Annotated in this window: 17 protein-coding genes; 9 read left to right on the top strand and 8 right to left on the bottom strand. The window is 54.4% G+C overall.

The window, feature by feature from the left end:
* The first annotated feature begins 23 nt into the window (after positions 1-23).
* Genes GOW92_RS09495 through tcuB form a run of 3 tightly spaced genes read left to right on the top strand, consistent with a single transcriptional unit; the run spans position 24 to position 3,179 of the window.
* Entirely contained in the window at positions 24-704 is a 681-nt protein-coding gene (locus tag GOW92_RS09495) for a GntR family transcriptional regulator (RefSeq protein WP_170560183.1), read from the top strand.
* An 11-nt stretch (positions 705-715) separates the two neighbouring features.
* Complete coding sequence (gene tcuA / locus GOW92_RS09490) at positions 716-2,110, top strand: FAD-dependent tricarballylate dehydrogenase TcuA (protein ID WP_254452967.1); 1,395 nt, start codon at positions 716-718, stop codon at positions 2,108-2,110.
* Positions 2,100-3,179, top strand: coding sequence for a tricarballylate utilization 4Fe-4S protein TcuB (gene tcuB, locus GOW92_RS09485; protein WP_170560181.1), 1,080 nt, complete (start codon positions 2,100-2,102; stop codon positions 3,177-3,179). Before tcuA ends, tcuB begins: the two co-directional genes overlap by 11 nt.
* 249 nt (positions 3,180-3,428) lie before the next feature.
* Here tcuB and GOW92_RS09480 read toward each other — a convergent pair whose 3' ends face one another.
* Positions 3,429-4,577, bottom strand: coding sequence for an aromatic ring-hydroxylating oxygenase subunit alpha (locus GOW92_RS09480; RefSeq protein ID WP_170560179.1), 1,149 nt, complete (start codon positions 4,575-4,577; stop codon positions 3,429-3,431).
* Between the two features lie 93 nt (positions 4,578-4,670).
* Between GOW92_RS09480 and GOW92_RS09475 the strand changes: the two genes are divergently transcribed.
* Positions 4,671-5,261, top strand: coding sequence for a TetR/AcrR family transcriptional regulator (locus GOW92_RS09475; RefSeq protein ID WP_170560177.1), 591 nt, complete (start codon positions 4,671-4,673; stop codon positions 5,259-5,261).
* Positions 5,262-5,285: 24 nt separating this feature from the next.
* Here GOW92_RS09475 and GOW92_RS09470 read toward each other — a convergent pair whose 3' ends face one another.
* The 5 genes from GOW92_RS09470 to GOW92_RS09450 all read right to left on the bottom strand — a co-directional run bounded on the left by GOW92_RS09470 (position 5,286) and on the right by GOW92_RS09450 (position 9,601).
* Positions 5,286-6,248, bottom strand: a complete 963-nt coding sequence (locus GOW92_RS09470) for an ion transporter (protein ID WP_174822471.1) — start codon at positions 6,246-6,248, stop codon at positions 5,286-5,288.
* The gene (locus tag GOW92_RS09465) at positions 6,241-7,431 is read right to left on the bottom strand and encodes a low temperature requirement protein A (RefSeq protein WP_170560175.1); all 1,191 of its coding nucleotides are present in this window, start codon (positions 7,429-7,431) and stop codon (positions 6,241-6,243) included. The genes GOW92_RS09470 and GOW92_RS09465 overlap by 8 nt, the downstream gene beginning before the upstream one ends.
* A 198-nt stretch (positions 7,432-7,629) precedes the next feature.
* Complete coding sequence (locus GOW92_RS09460; RefSeq protein WP_170560173.1) at positions 7,630-8,283, bottom strand: DsbA family oxidoreductase; 654 nt, start codon at positions 8,281-8,283, stop codon at positions 7,630-7,632.
* Between the two features lie 3 nt (positions 8,284-8,286).
* A complete protein-coding gene (locus tag GOW92_RS09455) occupies positions 8,287-9,006 on the bottom strand; it encodes a glutathione S-transferase family protein (RefSeq protein WP_170560171.1) in 720 nt (239 codons plus the stop codon).
* Positions 8,993-9,601, bottom strand: coding sequence for an NAD(P)H-dependent oxidoreductase (locus GOW92_RS09450; RefSeq protein WP_170560169.1), 609 nt, complete (start codon positions 9,599-9,601; stop codon positions 8,993-8,995). Before GOW92_RS09450 ends, GOW92_RS09455 begins: the two co-directional genes overlap by 14 nt.
* Positions 9,602-9,712: 111 nt before the next feature.
* On the opposite strand from GOW92_RS09450, the gene GOW92_RS09445 reads away from it, so the two are divergent.
* The 4 genes from GOW92_RS09445 (at position 9,713) to GOW92_RS09430 (ending at position 15,012) form a co-directional block, all read left to right on the top strand.
* Entirely contained in the window at positions 9,713-10,099 is a 387-nt protein-coding gene (locus GOW92_RS09445; RefSeq protein ID WP_254452966.1) for a winged helix-turn-helix transcriptional regulator, read from the top strand.
* Positions 10,100-11,307: 1,208 nt separating this feature from the next.
* Positions 11,308-12,765 carry a xylulokinase gene (gene xylB / locus GOW92_RS09440; protein WP_170560167.1) on the top strand — a complete coding sequence of 486 codons (1,458 nt, stop codon included), beginning with the start codon at positions 11,308-11,310 and terminating at the stop codon, positions 12,763-12,765.
* The gene (locus tag GOW92_RS09435) at positions 12,762-13,709 is read left to right on the top strand and encodes an aldose epimerase family protein (RefSeq protein WP_170560165.1); all 948 of its coding nucleotides are present in this window, start codon (positions 12,762-12,764) and stop codon (positions 13,707-13,709) included. The genes xylB and GOW92_RS09435 overlap by 4 nt, the downstream gene beginning before the upstream one ends.
* A 1-nt stretch (position 13,710) precedes the next feature.
* Positions 13,711-15,012 carry a cytochrome-c peroxidase gene (locus GOW92_RS09430; protein ID WP_170560163.1) on the top strand — a complete coding sequence of 434 codons (1,302 nt, stop codon included), beginning with the start codon at positions 13,711-13,713 and terminating at the stop codon, positions 15,010-15,012.
* Here the strand turns inward: GOW92_RS09430 and GOW92_RS09425 are convergent, their stop codons facing one another.
* Together GOW92_RS09425 and GOW92_RS09420 are read right to left on the bottom strand one after the other, a co-directional pair.
* Complete coding sequence (locus GOW92_RS09425) at positions 15,013-16,524, bottom strand: CRTAC1 family protein (RefSeq protein ID WP_170560161.1); 1,512 nt, start codon at positions 16,522-16,524, stop codon at positions 15,013-15,015.
* Positions 16,514-17,731: an ROK family transcriptional regulator gene (locus GOW92_RS09420; protein ID WP_170560159.1), complete on the bottom strand. Its 1,218-nt coding sequence runs from the start codon at positions 17,729-17,731 to the stop codon at positions 16,514-16,516. Before GOW92_RS09420 ends, GOW92_RS09425 begins: the two co-directional genes overlap by 11 nt.
* Positions 17,732-17,882: 151 nt before the next feature.
* Between GOW92_RS09420 and xylF the strand changes: the two genes are divergently transcribed.
* Positions 17,883-18,902: a D-xylose ABC transporter substrate-binding protein gene (gene xylF, locus GOW92_RS09415; RefSeq protein WP_170560157.1), complete on the top strand. Its 1,020-nt coding sequence runs from the start codon at positions 17,883-17,885 to the stop codon at positions 18,900-18,902.
* Positions 18,903-18,963: the final 61 nt, after the last annotated feature.

The raw sequence follows: 18,963 nt of genomic DNA, 5'->3' as shown, positions 1-18,963 counted from the left end.
GCAAGAAGACAAGTGAGCGTTCGATGACCATTCAAGACGACCCCTTACAGCCTGGCCCACAAGGCAATTCAGCGTATCAACGCCTGCTGGACGAGATTCGGGATGGCACACTTCTGCCTGGCGAACGTCTGCGCGAGATTGAGCTGTCGGAGCGACTTGGCGTCAGCCGCACCCCTGTGCGCGAGGCTATCCGTCAGTTAGAGGCCGACGGGCTAGTCACTCATGTGCCCCGGCAGGGCGCAACCGTACGTTGTCTCGATTACGCCGAAGTAATGGAACTCTATGAGATGCGCGCGGTGCTCGAGGGAACTGCAGCCCGTTTAGCAGCGCGTGCTGCATCGGATGTCGAGCTAGACGAGCTGAGCGTTTTGAATGATCGCTTGGCCGAGGCTGGTACCGGTTCGGAAGCGGCCCGGATAAACCGGATTTTCCACGCCACACTTTTGGACGCAGCAAAGAACCGGTTTCTTGCCAAGTCTATGTTGTCTTTGCAAAAAGCGCTGTTGATCCTTGGGCCATCGCAATTGCTGGACGGTGATCGGGCCGAGACAGCAGTGGCAGAGCATAAGCGGGTCATGGCTGCCTTAAAGGCCCGTGATGGCGCAGCGGCTGAAACAGAAATGCGCGCGCATATTCAGGCTGCACAACGGATGCGTATTCGGGCGTTGCAAGAACGCGACCGGACAACCGACAAAAATCAATAGGTAGACAGGATATGGCCACCCAAATGGAAGCTTATGATATCGCTGTGATCGGCGGCGGGAATGCTGCCCTCTGCGCGGCGATGACTGCTGCCGAGGCAGGCGCCCGTGTTCTGATCCTCGAGACGGCACCAAAACCCTATCGTGGTGGAAACTCCCGCCATACACGCAATTTTCGTTGTATGCATGGCGCACCTCTCGGCCCGCTGATCGAAGAATACAGTGAAGATGAGTATCTTGAGGATCTGCTCAAGGTCACTGGCGGCAAAACCGACGAACATCTTGCTCGTCTCGCGATTCGAACCTCCGAGGAATGCCTGCCGTGGATGGAAGAACACGGCGTGCGGTTCCAACCTTCTCTGTCCGGGACACTGTCACTGGCGCGGACCAATGCGTTTTTTATGGGGGGCGGGAAGTCTCTGGTGAACGCCTATTACCGAACTGCGGCGGGTCTGGGTGTCGATGTTCTGTACGAAGCGGCTGTCACGCATCTGGAGTTGAACGGTGATCGGATCGAGTGGGTCGATTACAGCTTTGAGGGCCAATCTCATCGCATCACACCCAAAGCCGTCATCGTTGCCTCAGGTGGGTTTCAGGCCGACACCGATTGGCTGACCCGTGCATGGGGAGAACCGGCAAAGAATTTCTTGATCCGGGGTACACCCTATAACCGTGGCGTGGTTCTGTCCGATCTGTTGGATCAAGGTGTGGACAGCGTCGGCGATCCGACGCAGTGCCACGCCGTCGCCATTGACGGGCGTGCGCCGAAGTTCGATGGCGGTATCGTCACCCGCCTGGACTGTGTGCCGTTTTCAATCGTCGTGAACAAGAATGCCGAGCGGTTTTATGACGAGGGCGAAGATGTTTGGCCCAAGCGCTATGCGATCTGGGGACGTCTGGTGGCGGCCCAACCGGATCAAGTTGGCTATGTTATCATCGATGCTAAGTCTCTGAATCTGTTTATGCCGTCGGTCTTTCCACCGCTGAAGGCGGACACCCTGGAAGAACTGGCTGCAATGATGGATCTGCCCGCCGAAAAGCTTAAGGCGACCGTTGCTGAATTCAACGAAGCATGCGGCGATACCAGTGGATTTCATCCGACTGAGTTGGATGGGGTCACGACCTCGGGTCTGACACCGCCCAAGACGAACTGGGCGCGTCCGATCATGGAGCCTCCGTTTTATGGCTACTCGCTGCGCACCGGTGTGACCTTCACCTATCTGGGCCTGAAGGTCGACGACACGGCGCAATGTTCGACCGCCAACGGAAAGATCAAAAACCTTTGGGCCGCCGGCGAGACTATGGCCGGGTCGATCCTGGGGCAGGGGTATCTGGCCGGTTTCGGCATGACCATCGGAACCGTTTTTGGACGCATCGCAGGACGTGAGGCCGCCGCTTATGCAAACTGAACTTATCCAAGAAGCCCGCCGTCAGGCCGAGATTTGTAACGCTTGCCGCTATTGCGAGGGCTATTGTTCGGTCTTCCCGTCGCTGCACGCGGAACGCGCGTTCTCGGATGGAGACATCACGCAACTGGCCAACCTGTGCCACAACTGCCGGGGGTGTTACTACGCTTGTCAGTATACGGCGCCGCACGAGTTTGACCTAAACCTGCCGAAAGCTCTGGCTGAAGTGCGGCGGGACAGTTGGGAGAGCTTTGCTTGGCCGCAGCCTTTGGCGCGGCGGTTCCATACGCATGGTGGCGCAATCGCGCTGGCCCTGGTCATCGGTTTTGCCCTGCTGTTCTGGGCAATTCGCGTTATCGGTTCCAGCGGAGGAGAGGGGTTCTATGCCGTCCTGTCCCACAATGCGATGGTCGCAATCTTTGCGCCCGCATTCTTGTTGCCACTCTTTAGCGTGGCTATCAGCCTGAGGCGCTATTGGGTGGAGGTCGGTGGCAAACCCATCCAAATGTCTGATCTGACTGCTGCGTTCAAACGCGCTGGCAAGATGCAAGACTTGGCCGCGGGCCACGGCGAGGGTTGCAATTTCGAAGACGAAGACCGTTTCAGTCAGGCCCGACGCCACATTCACCACGCCATCATGTACGGCTTCCTGCTGTGCTTTGCGTCGACCTCGGTGGCGACGGTTATGCACTACGGGTTCGGGTTGCACGCGCCCTACGGGTTCTGGTCTCTGCCAAAACTCTTCGGGGTTTCCGGTGGTGTTTTGCTGACATTAGGTTGTGCAGCCATGGTTCTGCTCAAGCAAAAGTCGGATCGCGAGCTCGGCGACCCGTCTGCATGGGGCGGCGAAATCGGCTTCGTCCTATTGCTCGGCTTTGTCGGGTTGAGCGGACTGGTCCTTTACGCCCTCGGTTCAACGACTCTGATGCCTGTACTGCTTGTCATCCACCTTGGATCAGTTCTGACCTTTTTCCTGTTAATACCTTTTACGAAGATGGCTCATGGCTTCTATCGGCTCGCGGCTTTGATTAGAGACGCGCAGCGGAAGAGAGAATTGTCAGTTGTTTGCTAGCGAACATCCAACGCTAAGGGGGTAAAAGAAGTCGCAATTGAAGCGCATTTTCATGCCATTGCAGGCTTCGTTCCAGCGCCCCGGGTGGCGGTCAACGTCCGGAACGTGTCGTTTGCTGTGATTGACAACATCGGCACGAAAGGCAGCTTTGCTCGCCGTAGCAGGCATTTATTGAATTCTGCCGAATTACCACTTCGAGCCCGATGTAGCTTTGAGCTTCCAGGCCGCTAACAAGAAGGTCAAAGGCTTTTAGCTTGCAAGCATTTCTTCGACGCACGCATTAAATCGGTGTAACGCGCCTTCGAACCGTCCGAATAGATGGCTTGGATTGCCGCGTGAGGCAAAGCCGGATTGGATTTCTTCGCCCAATTGGAAATCCTCCATCAATGCTGTCACTGTGATTTTTTGGTTCTTGTCCCAATGTGCTTGCATCTCCTCCGTATCTGGCAAGGCCCTTGGAACCAGCGTTGCCATACGGACATGGGTCAAGTCATGGGTAATGGGTTCGAAATGGAACCACATAACATGGTCCTGTTGCACCAAAAGCTGAGAGTTTGACATCAAGGTGAACACCATATTGGCATCCCGTCGTATTTCCCAATTGTCTTCGGGCGTATCGCGCATATCCGGCATTGAAATCCGAGGCAAAATTGCGCGCATATGCGGACCGAACATCTGGTAGGTCAGTAGATTGTCGGGGAAATAGGGGCCTATCGTGTTCTTGTGGGCGACCCGGAAGTGATAAGCTTCCATGCCGCCTTCCATCAACAACTTCCAGTTTGCTTTAATGTCAATCTCTTCGATGGCGGCGATGCGGTGCTGATCCAACCCGATCCAATCCAGCTCTGCACCGATCCCCGCAAGCCAGCCATCAATATCCGGCATTTCAGCGAGATCTGGATCTGCAACGATCCAGATAAATCCATTTTTCTCAGCGCAGGGCAATCGACGCAGGCCGCGCTCAGCGCGTGGAAGGTTGGGAAAACCCTGCGCTTCTTGCGGCACCGCACGCAATTCGCCTTCGTTGGTCCAACTCCAGGCGTGGTAGGGGCAAGTAAAGACGCGCTTGCAGCCCTTTGCCTCTCGTTCCAATTTAGCGCCGCGGTGACGGCAAACGTTAAGGAAAGCACGAACATTCCCATTTTCATCGCGTGTCAGCAAAACAGGTAAGTCTAAAAAACGTTTGGTCAGAAAAGCACGAGGCACTTCAAGCTCCGAGCTTTGCGCGACGATGACAGGGCGTCGCCTGAAGATCAAAGCCCGCTCACGCTCGAACCGTTCCGGGCTGGAGTAGCGTGAAATCGGGGAGTGCGCGATCGTATCATCCAGGAAAGCCGACTTCTGATCCGCCAGTCCGATGATCTCTTTTATTTGTTCGATTTCTGTTTGTCTGTCCATCGCGCTGCCCTTCACTTACCGGTCGGTAAGTTACTTACCACTTGGTAAGCACAAGTTCATCTGATACGTAGCGTCACGAAAGGAGAGCGTTCCATGAACAGGCAAAACGATCCGAGGGTAGGCTATTTGACGGTCGCCTCGAAACAGTTTGCAACCCACGGCTATCATGGCGTAAGCCTTGCCGCTTTGGCCGGCGAAGCAGGTGTGTCAAAACAGGCCTTGCTACATTTCTTTGGAACGAAGCAAAAGCTGTACTCCGAGGTTCTATCCGGCCTCGCTAGCAGGCAATTTGCTGAAATCGAAGCGGCGAAACAGCCCGACCCAGTGATGCACCTAAAGACCTATCTCGATCGATTTCTGGCGTCCAACTTGTCGCTGCCCGATGACGCGCGTCTGACTGTTCGAGCGTTATTGGACGTTCACGCGAATGCCAAAGTTTGGCCTATGAAGGCTTATCTGGACAGGTTGATTGAGATCGCCAGCCATACCCCGGCTGGGCAGGAAGCAAGTGAAATCGAATTGCGCGCCCGGGTATTTCAACTGATCGGTGCGGTGCAGTATTTTGCCATATCAATGACCGCGATTGGGGGGATGTACGGAAAAACGAACGCCAGCGAATTGACTGCTCGTTTTTCCAAGCAAATCTCAGACACGGTAGACAGCTTGTTCGGGCCATCAAGCTGACGAGTGCAGAACGGAAGTGACCGTTCAGGGCTTGTCACTTTGCTTCGTGGGCTGACCGCAGGTGGGACAGTGATCAACTTGTGACATCGTTTCGGCATGAACGCGGTTTCGGATATGATCAGCGGCGCGGCGCGACAGGCCCAACTGCTTGCGAACTGCATCGATGTCTGCCTCGTCCGCCTCGCAGATATCGCCATCCTCTAACGCTTTACGAAACTCGCGCTCAAGGCTGGCTCGTCGGCGGTGCAACTGGTCGTTGAGACCGCTGGCGATGATCCCTGCAGGCAATGCAGCCATACCGATGCCAATCACCGTGATCGCAGCGCCGAAGATCTTACCGGCAACCGTCACGGGGGTCACGTCGCCATAGCCAACGGTCGTCAGCGTCGCCATCGCCCACCACATCGCTGCTGGGATCGAGCCGAATGCCTCTGGTTGCGCTTCGTGCTCTGCCAGCCAAGCACCGCTGGCGGCAAAGATCAGCATCACCATCAGGATGAAGAAGCCTGCAAAAAAGGCGCCGGCTTCTTCTTCGAACACGGCTAGCAACATGCCCAGTGCGGGCGAATACCGCGTGAGTTTGAGTAGCCGCAACATACGGAAGGTTCGCAGCAGACGGAGGTCAACCGGGAAAAACAGGTAAAGCAGCGCTGGCAATATCGCCAGTAGGTCGATGATAGCAATCGGGGAAACGGCCCAGGAAGCACGGGTTCTGTAATTTGGGTTTTCCGTCGCAACCCAGAGTCTGCCTGCGTACTCGATAACGAATACGAACAGAGACAGACTCTCAAAAACATTAAGCGCAAACCCCCAGCGGTCATAGATAGAGTCGACCGTCTCAAGGATGACGGCGGCGACGTTCAGCGTTATCAGGGCGATCAGCGCCAGTTCCAGCAACCAGGGGCCGGTGGCAGCCCGGTTCGGGCGTTCAAGCCACCAATAAACTCGTCTTCTAAGACCGCTCGAACCCGTCACTGCTTCACTCATGTCGAAACTTCGTCCATGCGCGCATCAAGGGTATCGCGATTTGCGATAGCAAGGCTGTCCCCCAGATCAGATTGCCAACCAATGAGGGGACATGTGGGACTATATAGAAACAGGCGATTGCCAAAACGATCCCAAACACCCGGACATCCCAGCGCCCGAAATTCGACGCCAAACGGTGTTCGATGACGTTCTGAAGCACCCAAAGCATGGCGATGTAGCCGGCAAGACCGAAACAGCCAATGGCGGCATACTCGGTTGGGTATGGCTCCCAAAACCCAACTTTGACCTCAGCCGCAAGAGCTACGCCGACCATGACGCCGCACAACATCAAGATCAGGTGCGCAAGCCACCAGGTGACCAAAGTTGACACCTTCTTGTCCTTTGGTTTGGCATTACCGACAAAGTCGAAATAGATCCAACACATGACGAACATCGAAACGCCGCCGATGACGAAGTTGACCAGCACGTCGGGCGAAACTTTGTAGATACCTTTTTCAGAAAGGGTAACGACAAGTTTAAAGAACCCTTCGCCTAAAACGATCAGTGTCAAAAGCGCAAACCGCTCGGCCATGTGGCCAAGGCGCGGGACGAACCGCTCAAAGCGCAGAACAGTGACGCCGGGGATCATGTACATCGCCTGCGTGGCAACCATCGCGGCCGCAAACACCCAATACGCAAGCGGTGCGGGAAGAAACGCCGTGATGGCAAAGATCACCGCAAAGGCCGAGAAGTTGCGGATCTGCGCCGCTGACATCGACTCGCCTGAGGAATTGGCACGCCTGGCGCGATAGTACAGCGCGGCGATCATGGCTCTGTTCGCGGCAAATCCTAACGAAAAGAAGACCCAACCTTTACCGTCGATGGCCGGGATCGCCGCGGCCATGAACATAACCGTACAGATCATCACCGACATGATGAGGCGGTGCCAGAAATCAGTACTGACGTAAATCGAATTGAATATGCTGAGTTCACCCCATGCGTACCAAAGCGTGATGAAGACGCCGGCGAACACAAGAAACCCGTGCAGATCAAGGTGATGTGACAGATAGTTGCCCAGCAGGAATATCGTCACGACATGGATCAGGTCATAGAACAGCTCGGCCCAGTGGACATGGTCATGCGCGTGGTCGAGGTCTTGATGATGTTGCGGCTTTCGCCACATGGGGTGGTCATGCAGTGCCATAAATTGGAAACTCTTGAAAGTTGACAGACTGTAGTGGCCGACATGCGGCCACCTTGATTGAGTTGCTATTTAAAGACGAAGGTTGTCGTGGAGACCATGAGCTTGCAACCCCCGTAGCGGTTGTCAAGCGAGGGCATGCCGGAAGACACCCAGCTAATCTCGCGGCAATCATGCAACTCGGGCCGGTACTCACCGGCGTCACGCGGCCCTGTTATCTTGCAGATGTAACAGAATGCGGGCGTAGTTTTCTTCGCCTTGCGCGCCGGTTACAAGGTGACGTTGGTTGAACACCATTGCGGGCACGCCCTGAATACCTTGGCCGATCCAGAACTGTTCTTTTTGGCGAACACTGTCGGCCTGTTTTCCGCTTTGGAACATGGCAAGCGCATTGGCGCGGTTCAGCCCGATGCCTGCGGCCGCGTCGGCGAGAACCTGCATGTCCGAGACGTCCGCGCGGCGGGTAAAGAAGGCCTCAAAAAGTGCCTGCTTCATCTCGTGGCCTTTTCCTAGCTCCGTTGCCCAGTCAATCAACTGATGCGCTCGGAAGGTGTTATACATCCGCATGTCATCGGCGTAATTGAACGTAAACCCCAGTGCTGCGCCCATCTCGGTGAGGCGGGCGCGCGCCTTGATCGATCCCTCTAAAGTGGTCCCGTATTTTGCCGCCAGGTGTTCGCGCAGGTTCTCGCCACCCTCGGCCATCTGCGGGTTCAACTCGAATGGATGCCAATGGATATCTAGTGCGATCTGGGCGTCGCGCGCAGCCTTAGCCAGCTGGCGGTAGCCGATCACACACCACGGGCAGACAACATCCGATACGATATCTACGCGGATGGTGGGAGCGTCATGCACGGTTCAGTTTCCTTTCACATCGCTGGAAAATCGCGCGGCGTTTTCTTTGGCAAAGGCGTGGGAATCTGCGTTGGCATCCCAGAATTGGGGGTTGGCCTTTGGGATGGTCAACGCCCGCTGCACGGCCGGCCGGGCATCAATGCGATCGAACCAAGCATTCAGATGCGGTAGGTCCGACACATCTACTTTTGCCCAGACGTATGAACGCGCCCAGGGGTACAGCATCATGTCGGCAATGGTGTATTCGTCGGCAGCGATCCAATCACGCCCGTCCAGACGCGAGTTCATCACCTCCATTAAGCGGCGGCTTTCGTCCACGTAGCGACGGATTGAGAACGGCTCTTCGTGGCCATTGGGCGCAGCAATGTGCTGGAAATACATCGCCTGTCCCATCATCGGTCCCACGTGCCCAACCTGAAACAGCATCCATTGCATTACTTCGGACCGTTTGACCGGGTCGGATGGCAGGAACTGTCCGTATTTCTCGGCCAAGTGCCATAAGATCGCACCGGATTCGAAAATCGCGCGGCCTTCCAAGCGGTCCTCAATCATTGGGATCTTTCCGTTCGGATTCAGCGCTAAATAGTCCGGCGCCTTCTGTTCCTGTTTGGAAAAGTTGATATGGGTCAGGTCGTAGGGGAGGCCTGCCTCTTCCAGAAAAATGACCGGTTTGTAGCCGTTCATCGTGCCTGCGGTATACAGGTGAATATCAGGCTGGGACATGTTCGACCTCGACAAAAGTGGCTTTCAGATGCGCGTCAAATCGAGCGAAATCGGCGTCGATTTCGGGGTTCTTCATAACATCGAAGGCAGCGAATGTCGGTAGGGCTTGCATGCTGAAGAACTTGGCGTTCAGATGTATCGGGCGCAGCAGATCGTCAACGCTTGCTCCGGCAAAGAACGGCTCGGCGTGGTTGTCGAATGCTTCTTTCGGCGCATTGAAGGTCACCGACAGCATGTATGTCTTGCCGTGCAGTGATCCACCCATGCCGTAATTGGCCTTTGGTGCGTCGGCGGTGCGACCGTCGCCTGCGCATAGGCGGCCATCCATCCCGGCTGTGTAGACCTCATCCATATATTTCTTGAAAATCCATGGGACGCCCATCCAGTTTACCGGGAACTGCATAATGACCGTATCGGCCCAAACATGCGCTTCAACCTCTGAATTTGCGTCATAGGCATCAGCAACGGTGGTCATGCGTATCTCGTGGCCCATTGCGGCCAACGTGTCGCGTGCGCGTTCGGCCAGGCTGGCGTTCAATTGTCCGGGGGCGAACTCATAAGGCTGAGTGCCGTTCACGATCAGGATTTTGCTCATGTCCATATCCTATATGTGCACTGTGTGAACCCCTTGACGTATGAGGGGGTTGGGAGCATTTGAGTGTTGAGGTAAAGAAAATCAACCAGTATACTTTTGGTAACCGTAAGCATGAAGAAAAGGATAACGATGCGGGCGCGGGTGGACGAAGATGTTAAAGGGCGCCGAATTGTGACAGAGGCCTGTCAGGAACCATGCCCAATTGAACGGGGCATGCGGATCATCGGCGGCAAATGGACCGGGTCCATACTATGGCACCTGAAGGATGGTCCGGTGCGCTTCAACGATCTTGCTCGGATGCTCGGCGGGGCCAGCAAAAAGATAATTGCCGAGCGGCTGCGCCAGCTAGAGGATCAAGGGCTGGTGAACCGACACGTGATGGATACTGCACCGGTTTCCGTGCAGTATTCTATAACTGACCTTGGCCGCACCGCACTTGGGTTTCTCGACGAACTGCGAAAGTGGAGCGAGGAGTTGCCTAACGGCTTAAAGCGATGACTCTCGTCCGTATTCAAAGATCTCAAAGCCAGAGCTTTTCTGACCGCGTACCGAACGTGGTTTTCAACAATCTGCGGATTAAGTGATAAGGTTACTTGGAACGGTAGTCCGAGAGTTTACTGTCCCGAAGAAAGTAATGCGAACAAATTTCTGTAGGTCGCTCAGTGCCATTTGAACCGGCAGGTGACGCAACAGCTGTCACGCAGACCACGAGTTTTGTTGAACTAGGTTCTGGCATCCACAGCGAACAGCTACTTTGGCGTCCACACCGCGGCAGCGGCTTTGCCAAGTAAGCGGCAGCAAAGGGCAGTCGACATGTATTGTGATTTCTTCTTTGTCCGCAGACTAAGAGTTCGACCACCGCCGAATATTGCGCTCGCGGCGAAAGTCCGGATTGATGAAGCTGCATTTCGGCGTGGCCTGACAAAATGAACGTCTCTTATGGGCCGTGTGCTAGGGCAGGGTATTCTGTCCGATCAACCAAGTCCTAGCAAGACACACAGCGCCTGTTTCCAGGTTTAGAAGAGGCTCATTGGCTTTCTGTTTAACGTAGACTAAAAGCGCCTGAACCGTTGAAGCATTCAAAGAATGCAAAAATCTAAAGGTGTTTAGTTCAATGTGGGGCGGGTCTCCATCATTCAGTCCCATTGTTTGCGAACTCCAACAGCGCATGTCGGATCACCTAAATGATGACACTGCGGTTCCAACAAAATCAGCTACTTAGAGTTTTCAGTTTTTTAGACTCCTGAAAACGTGATTTTCTAACCAAACAAAAAAATGCAGTCCTTCATTTAACGCGCAGAGAACGACTGCAATGAGCCCATTCCGACAGAGTTGCCGCGGGATGACGAGCGTCGGGTTTGGTGCCGCTGCCCAGAAACACGCATAGGCCGCTTTCGGAACATACTTGGCAAAGGAGGTCTATCCCGACCGTATACTCCGATGTTCAAAAGTGTTTTTTCTGCGATCAGTCCTGTAGCCACCGTCTTACTTTTGATGCCTTGAAATAATGTGTCTGCGACAATTCAAGCAAGACACGATTAACCAGAAACGGCACGCGACACTTGTCCAGAGGCTCGATTTTTGCGTGGCGCAGAGACGGGCATTCTGAACCAGTCGTGATGGAGCACATTTCTTTTTCTGAACCTTGACAAGAACGCGGTTTCGAATAATTTTAACGGCTAAAATATTTAATCGGGTGGCGTTGAATGTATCTAGGTTTGGATTTGGGAACGTCAGGTCTCCGCGGGATTCTGGTAGATGACACAGGACACGTTGTCGGTGATGCCGAAGTCAGCATTTCCACCTCGACGCCTAGGCCTGGCTGGTCTGAGCAGGATCCTTTGGATTGGACCAACGCTTGCGAAGAGGTTGTTGGAAAGCTCCGCATTGGCAACCAGCAAGCATTCTCAAAATTGCGAGGTATTGGCCTGAGCGGACACATGCACGGCGCTACACTACTGGATTCTGATGGCGAAATATTGAGGCCCTGTATTCTTTGGAACGATACTCGGTCAGCCGCCGAAGCGCGGACACTAGATCAAACACCAGAGATGCGCGCAATATCGGGAAACATCGTATTCCCGGGGTTTACGGCGCCGAAACTCGAATGGTTGGGTGCGAATGAGCCGGATGTGTTCTCAAAGGTGGGCAAGGTACTGCTGCCGAAAGACTATTTGCGGTTTTGGCTGACTGGCGAATATGTTTCAGACATGTCTGACAGCGCAGGAACATCGTGGCTGAATGTTGACACACGGCAGTGGTCAGAAAAGGCGCTAACGGTAGGTCACATGCGTGTCGAGCAGATGCCGCGCTTGGTCGAAGGAAGTGATCCGGGTGGAGAGTTGAAGGTCCGTTTGAGGCAGGAGTGGGGGCTTTCGAATCCGGTTGTGGTGGCTGGAGGTGCTGGCGACAATGCTGCCGCTGCCTGCGGGATCGGGAGCATCAACGACGGCACCGGTTTTGTCTCGCTAGGAACGTCTGGCGTGTTGCTTGTAGCGCGGGAAGCCTATGCTCCTGATCCGGAAACAGCCGTGCACTGTTTTTGTCATGCGGTTCCTGATCGGTGGATACAAATGGGTGTCATGCTTTCAGCAACGAACAGCATGAACTGGCTTTCGCGAAATCTAGGCGAACCCGTGGATAAGTTGGCTGCAGCAATGCCGGAACAACTGAAAGGGCCTTCTTCGATCACCTTTCTGCCTTATCTGTCAGGAGAACGGACGCCGCATAACAATAGCCATATTCGAGGCGCGTTTTTGGGCGTGGACATCTCGTCGGAACCCGCTGAGTTGACCCAGTCCGTAATGGAGGGTGTTTCTTTTGGAATGAGAGATTGCCTGGAAGCACTGAGGAGCACCGGAACCCAGCCAAATAGACTTATGGCAGTAGGGGGAGGTGCACGATCTCGGTTCTGGCTGGAAACCTTGGCTACTGTTTTGCAAGTTCCACTGGATTTGCCAAAAGGCAGCGAATTCGGTGCCGCTTTGGGCGCTGCGCGCCTCGCGATATGTGCTGCCAACGACGCTGAACCGGCGCAAGTCATGACGCCGCCGGAAATTCAGGAACGCATTGAACCACGCGGCGATCTGATTGACGCCTACGAAAACGAATACCGGAGATACAAGCAATTCTATCAGGCGCTTGCGCCGCTGGCAGTAAGATGAATCCAGAAACGGGTATAGCCTCCGGGATCGAAACTGCTATTCTCACCGATGGGAATATGCGTGTTTCGGTCCTAAACTATGGGGCAATCACGCAGGGTTGGTGGTACAAGGATGTCCCGCTCATCCTTGGGTTCGAGGACCCAAATGAGTATCTCACCGATACGCGTTACCTGGGCGCAATTGTTGGGCGCGTTGCCAACCGGATCCGCGGCGCGACGTTTGAATTGGATGGTGCCAGTTTTGAACTGAACGCCAATGAGGGCAAAAACACCCTGCATGGCGGCGACGATGGGCTGTCTAAAAAGTTTTGGGAACTCGAGCAGATTGCACAGAACGAGGTTTTGCTGAGCTACGTTTCTCACGACGGAGAGGGAGGCTTTCCGGGGAATATCAGGTTCGAAGTCAGGATCTGCTTACAGGGCTTACGCTTGGTCTATTCAATAACTGCACAGCCTGAACGGCCGACGCCGATAAGCATTACACAGCACAACTACTACACTTTGGGTGCTGCAGAAGGGGTAGACGAGCATAAGCTAAAACTCGCTTCAAATTGGTATCTGGAAATCGACGATCAGGGTATTCCGTCGGGCAGAGTACTTGCGACCAACGAAAACGGGTTGGATTTTTCAACGCCCAATACGATTGGAAGTGTGCCTGATGGGATTGATCACTATTTCTGCTTTGCTCATGATCGCGGCCCAAAGGCTCCGGTGGCGGACCTCACTTCACCCTCTGGCCTTGCGTTGACAGTCTACTCTGACCAGCCCGGAGCACAGGTTTATTCGGGCTATGAGCTGACGAAACCGCGTCGCGCTTCGCGTGGCGTGTGTATCGAGCCATCGGGTTATCCCAATGCACCGAATATCTCGTCGTTTCCCTCAATCATCTATACTCCGGAGAATCCGTATCGGCAGGAACTTATTCTAGAAGTTTCTGAGGAATGACATGAGAGCAGTTTCGCTATTCTTGATTATTGGCTCAACAATCTCAGCGGTGGGTGGTGCGCTTGCCCAATCGCTTGGTTCTCTGCCGGAGTTCCTCGAACCCAACTTTGCAAGTGCTGAGCTGGGGCGTTTGCTGTTCTATGACCCGATCTTGTCTGGCAACAAGAATATCAGCTGCGCGACCTGTCATCATCCCAAGCTTGGCACGTCCGACGGGGTTTCCCTTGGTATAGGGGAAGGGGGAATTGGGTTGGGTCCAGAGCGGACATTGGACCCAGAGAATACTCCGGAACAACGTATTCCTCGAAACTCACCAGGGCTTTGGAACCTCGGAGCCACTGAGTTTACGACGTTTTTCCATGATGGGCGACTAGAGGCAGACCCAACGCAACCTGATGGCATCAGAACCCCGCTGGGTACTCATATGCGGTCTGGGTTCAATTCAGCGCTAGCCGCACAGGCCATGTTCCCGGTTTTGTCGCCAGACGAAATGGCGGGTCACTATTCTGAGAATGACGTGAGCAAAGCGGTTCGCCTCGGATTTCTGACACAGCAAGGCGGTGCGTGGGATCTGATTGCAGAACGTGTTGCGGCCATTCCAGAGTACGAGCAGAGGTTTGACGACTTAGCGCCGGATGATGGAGTTACCTTCACGGCAATTGCCAACGTAATCGCGGACTTTATCGCATTCGAGTGGCGTGCGGATAACAGCCTCTTCGATCGCGCGATGCGAGGTGAGGCTGAATTGCCAGAAGAGGCCGAAATTGGCATGGGCCTGTTCTATGGAAAGGCGGGCTGCAGCAACTGCCATTCGGGCTGGTTTCAGACGGATCACAAGTTTCATTCGATCGCAATGCCGCAGATCGGCCCGGGAAAGGCGGCGCGATTTGAAAACCATGTCAGGGACGACGGGCGTCTTCGCGTGACCGGTGATCCCGACGACGCGTTTGCTTTCCGCACGCCATCTTTGCGTAACGTGACACTGACAGCTCCTTACGGACACAACGGAGCTTTTGCCGAACTTGAGGACATCGTACGGCATCATCTGGACGCGGTTTCGTCGTTGGAAAACTACTCAATCGAGTTGGCCGCATTGCCGGACTTCCCGGGCCCCAAAGATCAAACGGCAATGTCGGACAATCAGCACGTGGAGGCGATTGCCCAAAGCAACGGCTTGTCGAAAATAAGCCTGACGGATCAGGAAATTGACGCTCTTCTCAGATTTCTGGCAAGCCTTGAAGACCCGGCAGAGCGGCTAGGTGTGCCCGACCAAGTTCCAAGCGGGCTACCGGTCGACAAGTAATCAGCGGTAAAAACGAATGATTTGGTTGGGCTGATAGTCCAACCACTCGCCTTTCGCTCCATCCGGCCAGATCATGCGAACCTGCACCTGGTCCTCACTCCCAAGCCCAAAATGCTGAAACCCAGCGATACCACCAGCGTGACCGCCGCCGATTGTTAGCTCGCGGGTCTGAACACCCAGCGAGGTTTTGACTTCAATAAATCCACCAATTGCTGCGTGATTGGATTGATCCTGAGTGACATCAATCAATAGCCAGTTGCCACCCTGAGAAGAGTTCTGGCTGACTTCGAGCTCAGAACCTCGGTTGACGACAACCAGATCCAGCTTCCCATCGTTGTTCAGGTCGGCAAGCGCTGCGCCACGAGACTTAGCCATCGAGGCAGCACCGGCATCTGCTGCAGCTTCAATAAACTGACCGTCGGAGTTCTGTAGTAGTAGGTTATTGGGGTCGTTCAGAGCCGCATCGGGCATCTGTTCTACGTTTCCCTTGGCCACAAATATATCGTCCCGGCCGTCGTTGTTGACGTCGCCAAACTGTGCGTGCCACCCGGTGGATGGCCTTCCGTCTCCACCGATATGCGGTCTATGAGCGGTCGTCCCCTTTTCGTAAGTTGCATCGCGCCAGGTCGGGCCGTTTGTCACTGGGTCAAAAATCTGGAGTTTCTGGTCACCCATCGAAGTCAGATAAACTTCGGGAAATCCATCTCCTGTAAGGTCGCGAGAGGCGATCCCCATTCCCCAGATCGAAAATGGAAGCCAACCTTCGTCTTCCGAGTATTGCCGAGGCTCAGACTCCATCGCCCATAACTGCTCGTGACCGCCGCGAACATAGTAGTGACGGTCGTTGCTGACGCGAAGATCAGCGCGGCCAGTTCGGGCCCAGTCCGAAAACAAAATAGAAAGTGAGCAGTAGCCGGGCTCAAGATGCAGCGGCTCACGATACGAGTCGCCTTCTGGACGGTACAAAAGGGTTGGGCCGCAGGATTCAAAGGGACCTTCGGGATCAAACCGATCAACATAGGTGCCAAACGCCAGGGTCGGTAAAGTTTGCCCGCTTTCCCATGTTGCTGAGAAACCTGTGGTCCAGTGGTCCTCGGACTGAAACCCGAGTTCAGTGAAAGGGCTGAATTGGCAGTCGGTATTGCCCCGAAGAAGCAGGTCTGGGCCAACACGCAAAATCGCCAAATCCACTACGCCGTCGCTATCAACATCGAGAGGGTAGGCGCCGGTCACACCGGCCAGTGAAAGATCTTCAGGCGTCTTTGCCTGAAATGCTATCTGTTCCTTCGAGGTATTGATGAACAGTTGAGACCGGTTGGAACCGCCAGCCAAAAAGAGTTCTGGCAGCGAGTCCCCATTGCAATCGAAAACGGCCATACCGCCGCCGACAAAATGCTCCCACCCGCCATCATAGACATGTTTTGGTACATCCACATTTGTAAACTGGGCAATAACAGTGTCCGCATTCGCAACTGTGGCCAAAGTCGCAAATATCGCAAACTCAAGACGCATTCGCCGTCAACTCCTTGACCTTGAGAATTGAGATTTGTTCAATTCCATAGGCTGCCGCCCCCTTGGCCCACATCAAGTCACCCCAGTGATGAACTTTGATCTGGGGCAAAGGTGCATCGACATTCACAACGCCGTTTTGAATGCGGGTCATAACTTCGTTGGAACACAAATGCTCAAAGCTCATTTGTGCCCCCGAGACGATAATGCACTCTGGGTCATACAAGTTGATCAGGTTGGAAATCCCGAGGCCAAACATCTGACCTGCGCGGGCAAGCACAGATGAAGCTCTGTCGTCACCTGAGTTGGCGCGGTCATGTATGTCGGAAACGGTTTCCATGTCGTTGGTATGACCGGTGACTGTCATCTCGCGGATCAAAGCATAGTCGCCCACATAGGCTTCTAGACATCCGCGTTGACCGCATTGGCAAAGGGCTCCGTCAAGTTGCACTTTGGTGTGCCCAAACTCAGCGCCGCAACCTCGTTCTCCACGGTATAGTTTGCCGTCCAATACGATACCCAGGCCAACACCGTGTTCGATCGTAACGACGAGGAAATTCTTTAGGCCCTTGCCCAAGCCAAAAAGCTGTTCGGCCTTGGCGACAAGATTGGCGTCGTTGTCAACGAATGCGGGGCAGGGGAGCTCATTTGAAAGCAAGTGGCTAAAATCAATATTTCTCTCAGTAATCGAGGATGACCAGTGGACAAAATTCTTGTTTGCATCGACCAGTCCAGCGACCCCGATAGAAACACCTGCCAAATGAGCGACAGAACGATCGACCTGTTTGCAGGTTTCTTCAAGAGCTTCGCGGATCGCCGATACAAATTCTTTCGGCGACATTCTGGCTTTATCCAGAGCATATTTATGAGATGCGACTTCGTTACCTTCAAAGTCGACCAAGATAACCGAGATTACTTGCCGAGCCACCTTGAGGCCGGCCACAAGGTGCATCTGGCCGTCCAATTGCAGCAATACTCTGGGTCTGCCTCTCTTCCCCGACTTTGACTGTGCCTGGCTTTCAGTCTCTTTGACCAGCCCGGCCGAGATGAGATCAGCCGTGGCGGCGGTGACAGTCGCAGGGCTGGTTTGCAAGGCGGATGCAATATCGATCCGCGAAACGGATCCCTTTGCTCTGATGTGCTCCAATACCCGCAGGCGGGTCGTATTTCTTTGTTCCAAAGAAACCGGAGAGGCTTTGCTTTTCAGCATTTTGTCCTCGCGAATCTTGCTGTTGGCCCAATCTATTTGAATTTGAGTGCCTCTTGTAGAGTAAATATTTTACCGACTGAAATAAATATGGTATTCAAATCTGTGAGAGCCGCGAATCGAAAAGCGATGGCTCGGCAAATGGGAGGAAATCATGAAAAGAATTCTCAGCTTTTCGGCTGTGGCCACTTTGTTGGCTTCGACCGCATTCGCAGAGCCAGTGGTCGGCGTAAGCTGGTCGAACTTTCAGGAAGAGCGTTGGAAAACAGACGAAGCGGCCATCAAATCGGCGCTTGAAGCAGGGGGTGCTGAGTACATTTCGGCGGACGCGCAATCGTCTTCCGCAAAGCAGCTATCGGACATTGAAAGCCTGATCGCCCAGGGCGTGGACGCACTTATTATTCTGGCCCAGGACGCACAGGCAATCGGACCGGCTGTTCAGGCTGCGGCTGACGAAGGTATTCCGGTCATTGCTTATGATCGCCTGATTGAAGATGACCGTGCGTTCTATCTGACCTTCGACAATGTGGAAGTCGGCAGAATGCAGGCTCGGGCTGTCTTTGAGGCCATGCCCAAGGGCAACTACGTGATGATCAAAGGCTCTCCTACTGATCCGAACGCAGATTTCCTGCGCGGTGGTCAGCAAGAGATCATCGGAGCAGCCGTCGATAGCGGTGACATTGTAATCGTTGGTGAGGCATACACGGATGGCTGGCTCCCCGCAAACGCGCAGCGGAACATGGAACAAATCCTGACCGCGAACGAGAACAACGTGGATGCAGTCGTTGCGTCGAATGACGGTACTGCAGGCGGTGTTGTTGCCGCGCTGACCGCACAGGGCATGGAAGGCATTCCGGTTTCCGGTCAGGACGGCGATCACGCAGCATTGAACCGTGTCGCACTGGGAACGCAGACGGTTTCGGTTTGGAAGGATGCTCGCGAACTTGGAAAGGCCGCTGGCGAAATTGCTGTTGCTTTGAGCGGTGGGACAAGCCCTGCTGAGGTCGAAGGTGCTGTGAGCTGGACATCACCGGGTGGGACCGAGATGAATTCGGTTTTCCTAGCGCCTGTTCCAATCACTAAGGACAACCTGTCCGTGGTTGTAGATGCCGGATGGATCCCGCTGGAAGATCTTTGCCAAGGCGTTGAAAACGGACCTGCCCCTTGTAACTAAACCACTCAGCCCTGGGCCTCTTAGTCTGGGCCTGGGGCAAATGCTGAATATGAAAGATCGG

It is taken from the genome of Ruegeria atlantica, from assembly GCF_013032505.1.
GTDB classification, from domain to species: Bacteria; Pseudomonadota; Alphaproteobacteria; order Rhodobacterales; family Rhodobacteraceae; genus Ruegeria; species Ruegeria atlantica_F.
Note: the sequence above shows the minus strand (reverse complement) of the source record. Positions and strands in the feature narration are given on the sequence as shown.

What these genes read in the sequence shown, in the direction of transcription:
- GOW92_RS09495 (WP_170560183.1), top strand. Translation starts at nt 24, where the DNA reads ATGACCATTCAAGACGACCCCTTACAGCCTGGCCCACAAGGCAATTCA.
- tcuA (WP_254452967.1), top strand. Translation starts at nt 716, where the DNA reads ATGGCCACCCAAATGGAAGCTTATGATATCGCTGTGATCGGCGGCGGG.
- tcuB (WP_170560181.1), top strand. Translation starts at nt 2,100, where the DNA reads ATGCAAACTGAACTTATCCAAGAAGCCCGCCGTCAGGCCGAGATTTGT.
- GOW92_RS09480 (WP_170560179.1), bottom strand. Translation starts at nt 4,577, where the DNA reads ATGGACAGACAAACAGAAATCGAACAAATAAAAGAGATCATCGGACTG.
- GOW92_RS09475 (WP_170560177.1), top strand. Translation starts at nt 4,671, where the DNA reads ATGAACAGGCAAAACGATCCGAGGGTAGGCTATTTGACGGTCGCCTCG.
- GOW92_RS09470 (WP_174822471.1), bottom strand. Translation starts at nt 6,248, where the DNA reads ATGAGTGAAGCAGTGACGGGTTCGAGCGGTCTTAGAAGACGAGTTTAT.
- GOW92_RS09465 (WP_170560175.1), bottom strand. Translation starts at nt 7,431, where the DNA reads ATGGCACTGCATGACCACCCCATGTGGCGAAAGCCGCAACATCATCAA.
- GOW92_RS09455 (WP_170560171.1), bottom strand. Translation starts at nt 9,006, where the DNA reads ATGTCCCAGCCTGATATTCACCTGTATACCGCAGGCACGATGAACGGC.
- GOW92_RS09450 (WP_170560169.1), bottom strand. Translation starts at nt 9,601, where the DNA reads ATGAGCAAAATCCTGATCGTGAACGGCACTCAGCCTTATGAGTTCGCC.
- GOW92_RS09445 (WP_254452966.1), top strand. Translation starts at nt 9,713, where the DNA reads ATGAAGAAAAGGATAACGATGCGGGCGCGGGTGGACGAAGATGTTAAA.
- xylB (WP_170560167.1), top strand. Translation starts at nt 11,308, where the DNA reads ATGTATCTAGGTTTGGATTTGGGAACGTCAGGTCTCCGCGGGATTCTG.
- GOW92_RS09435 (WP_170560165.1), top strand. Translation starts at nt 12,762, where the DNA reads ATGAATCCAGAAACGGGTATAGCCTCCGGGATCGAAACTGCTATTCTC.
- GOW92_RS09430 (WP_170560163.1), top strand. Translation starts at nt 13,711, where the DNA reads ATGAGAGCAGTTTCGCTATTCTTGATTATTGGCTCAACAATCTCAGCG.
- GOW92_RS09425 (WP_170560161.1), bottom strand. Translation starts at nt 16,524, where the DNA reads ATGCGTCTTGAGTTTGCGATATTTGCGACTTTGGCCACAGTTGCGAAT.
- GOW92_RS09420 (WP_170560159.1), bottom strand. Translation starts at nt 17,731, where the DNA reads ATGCTGAAAAGCAAAGCCTCTCCGGTTTCTTTGGAACAAAGAAATACG.
- xylF (WP_170560157.1), top strand. Translation starts at nt 17,883, where the DNA reads ATGAAAAGAATTCTCAGCTTTTCGGCTGTGGCCACTTTGTTGGCTTCG.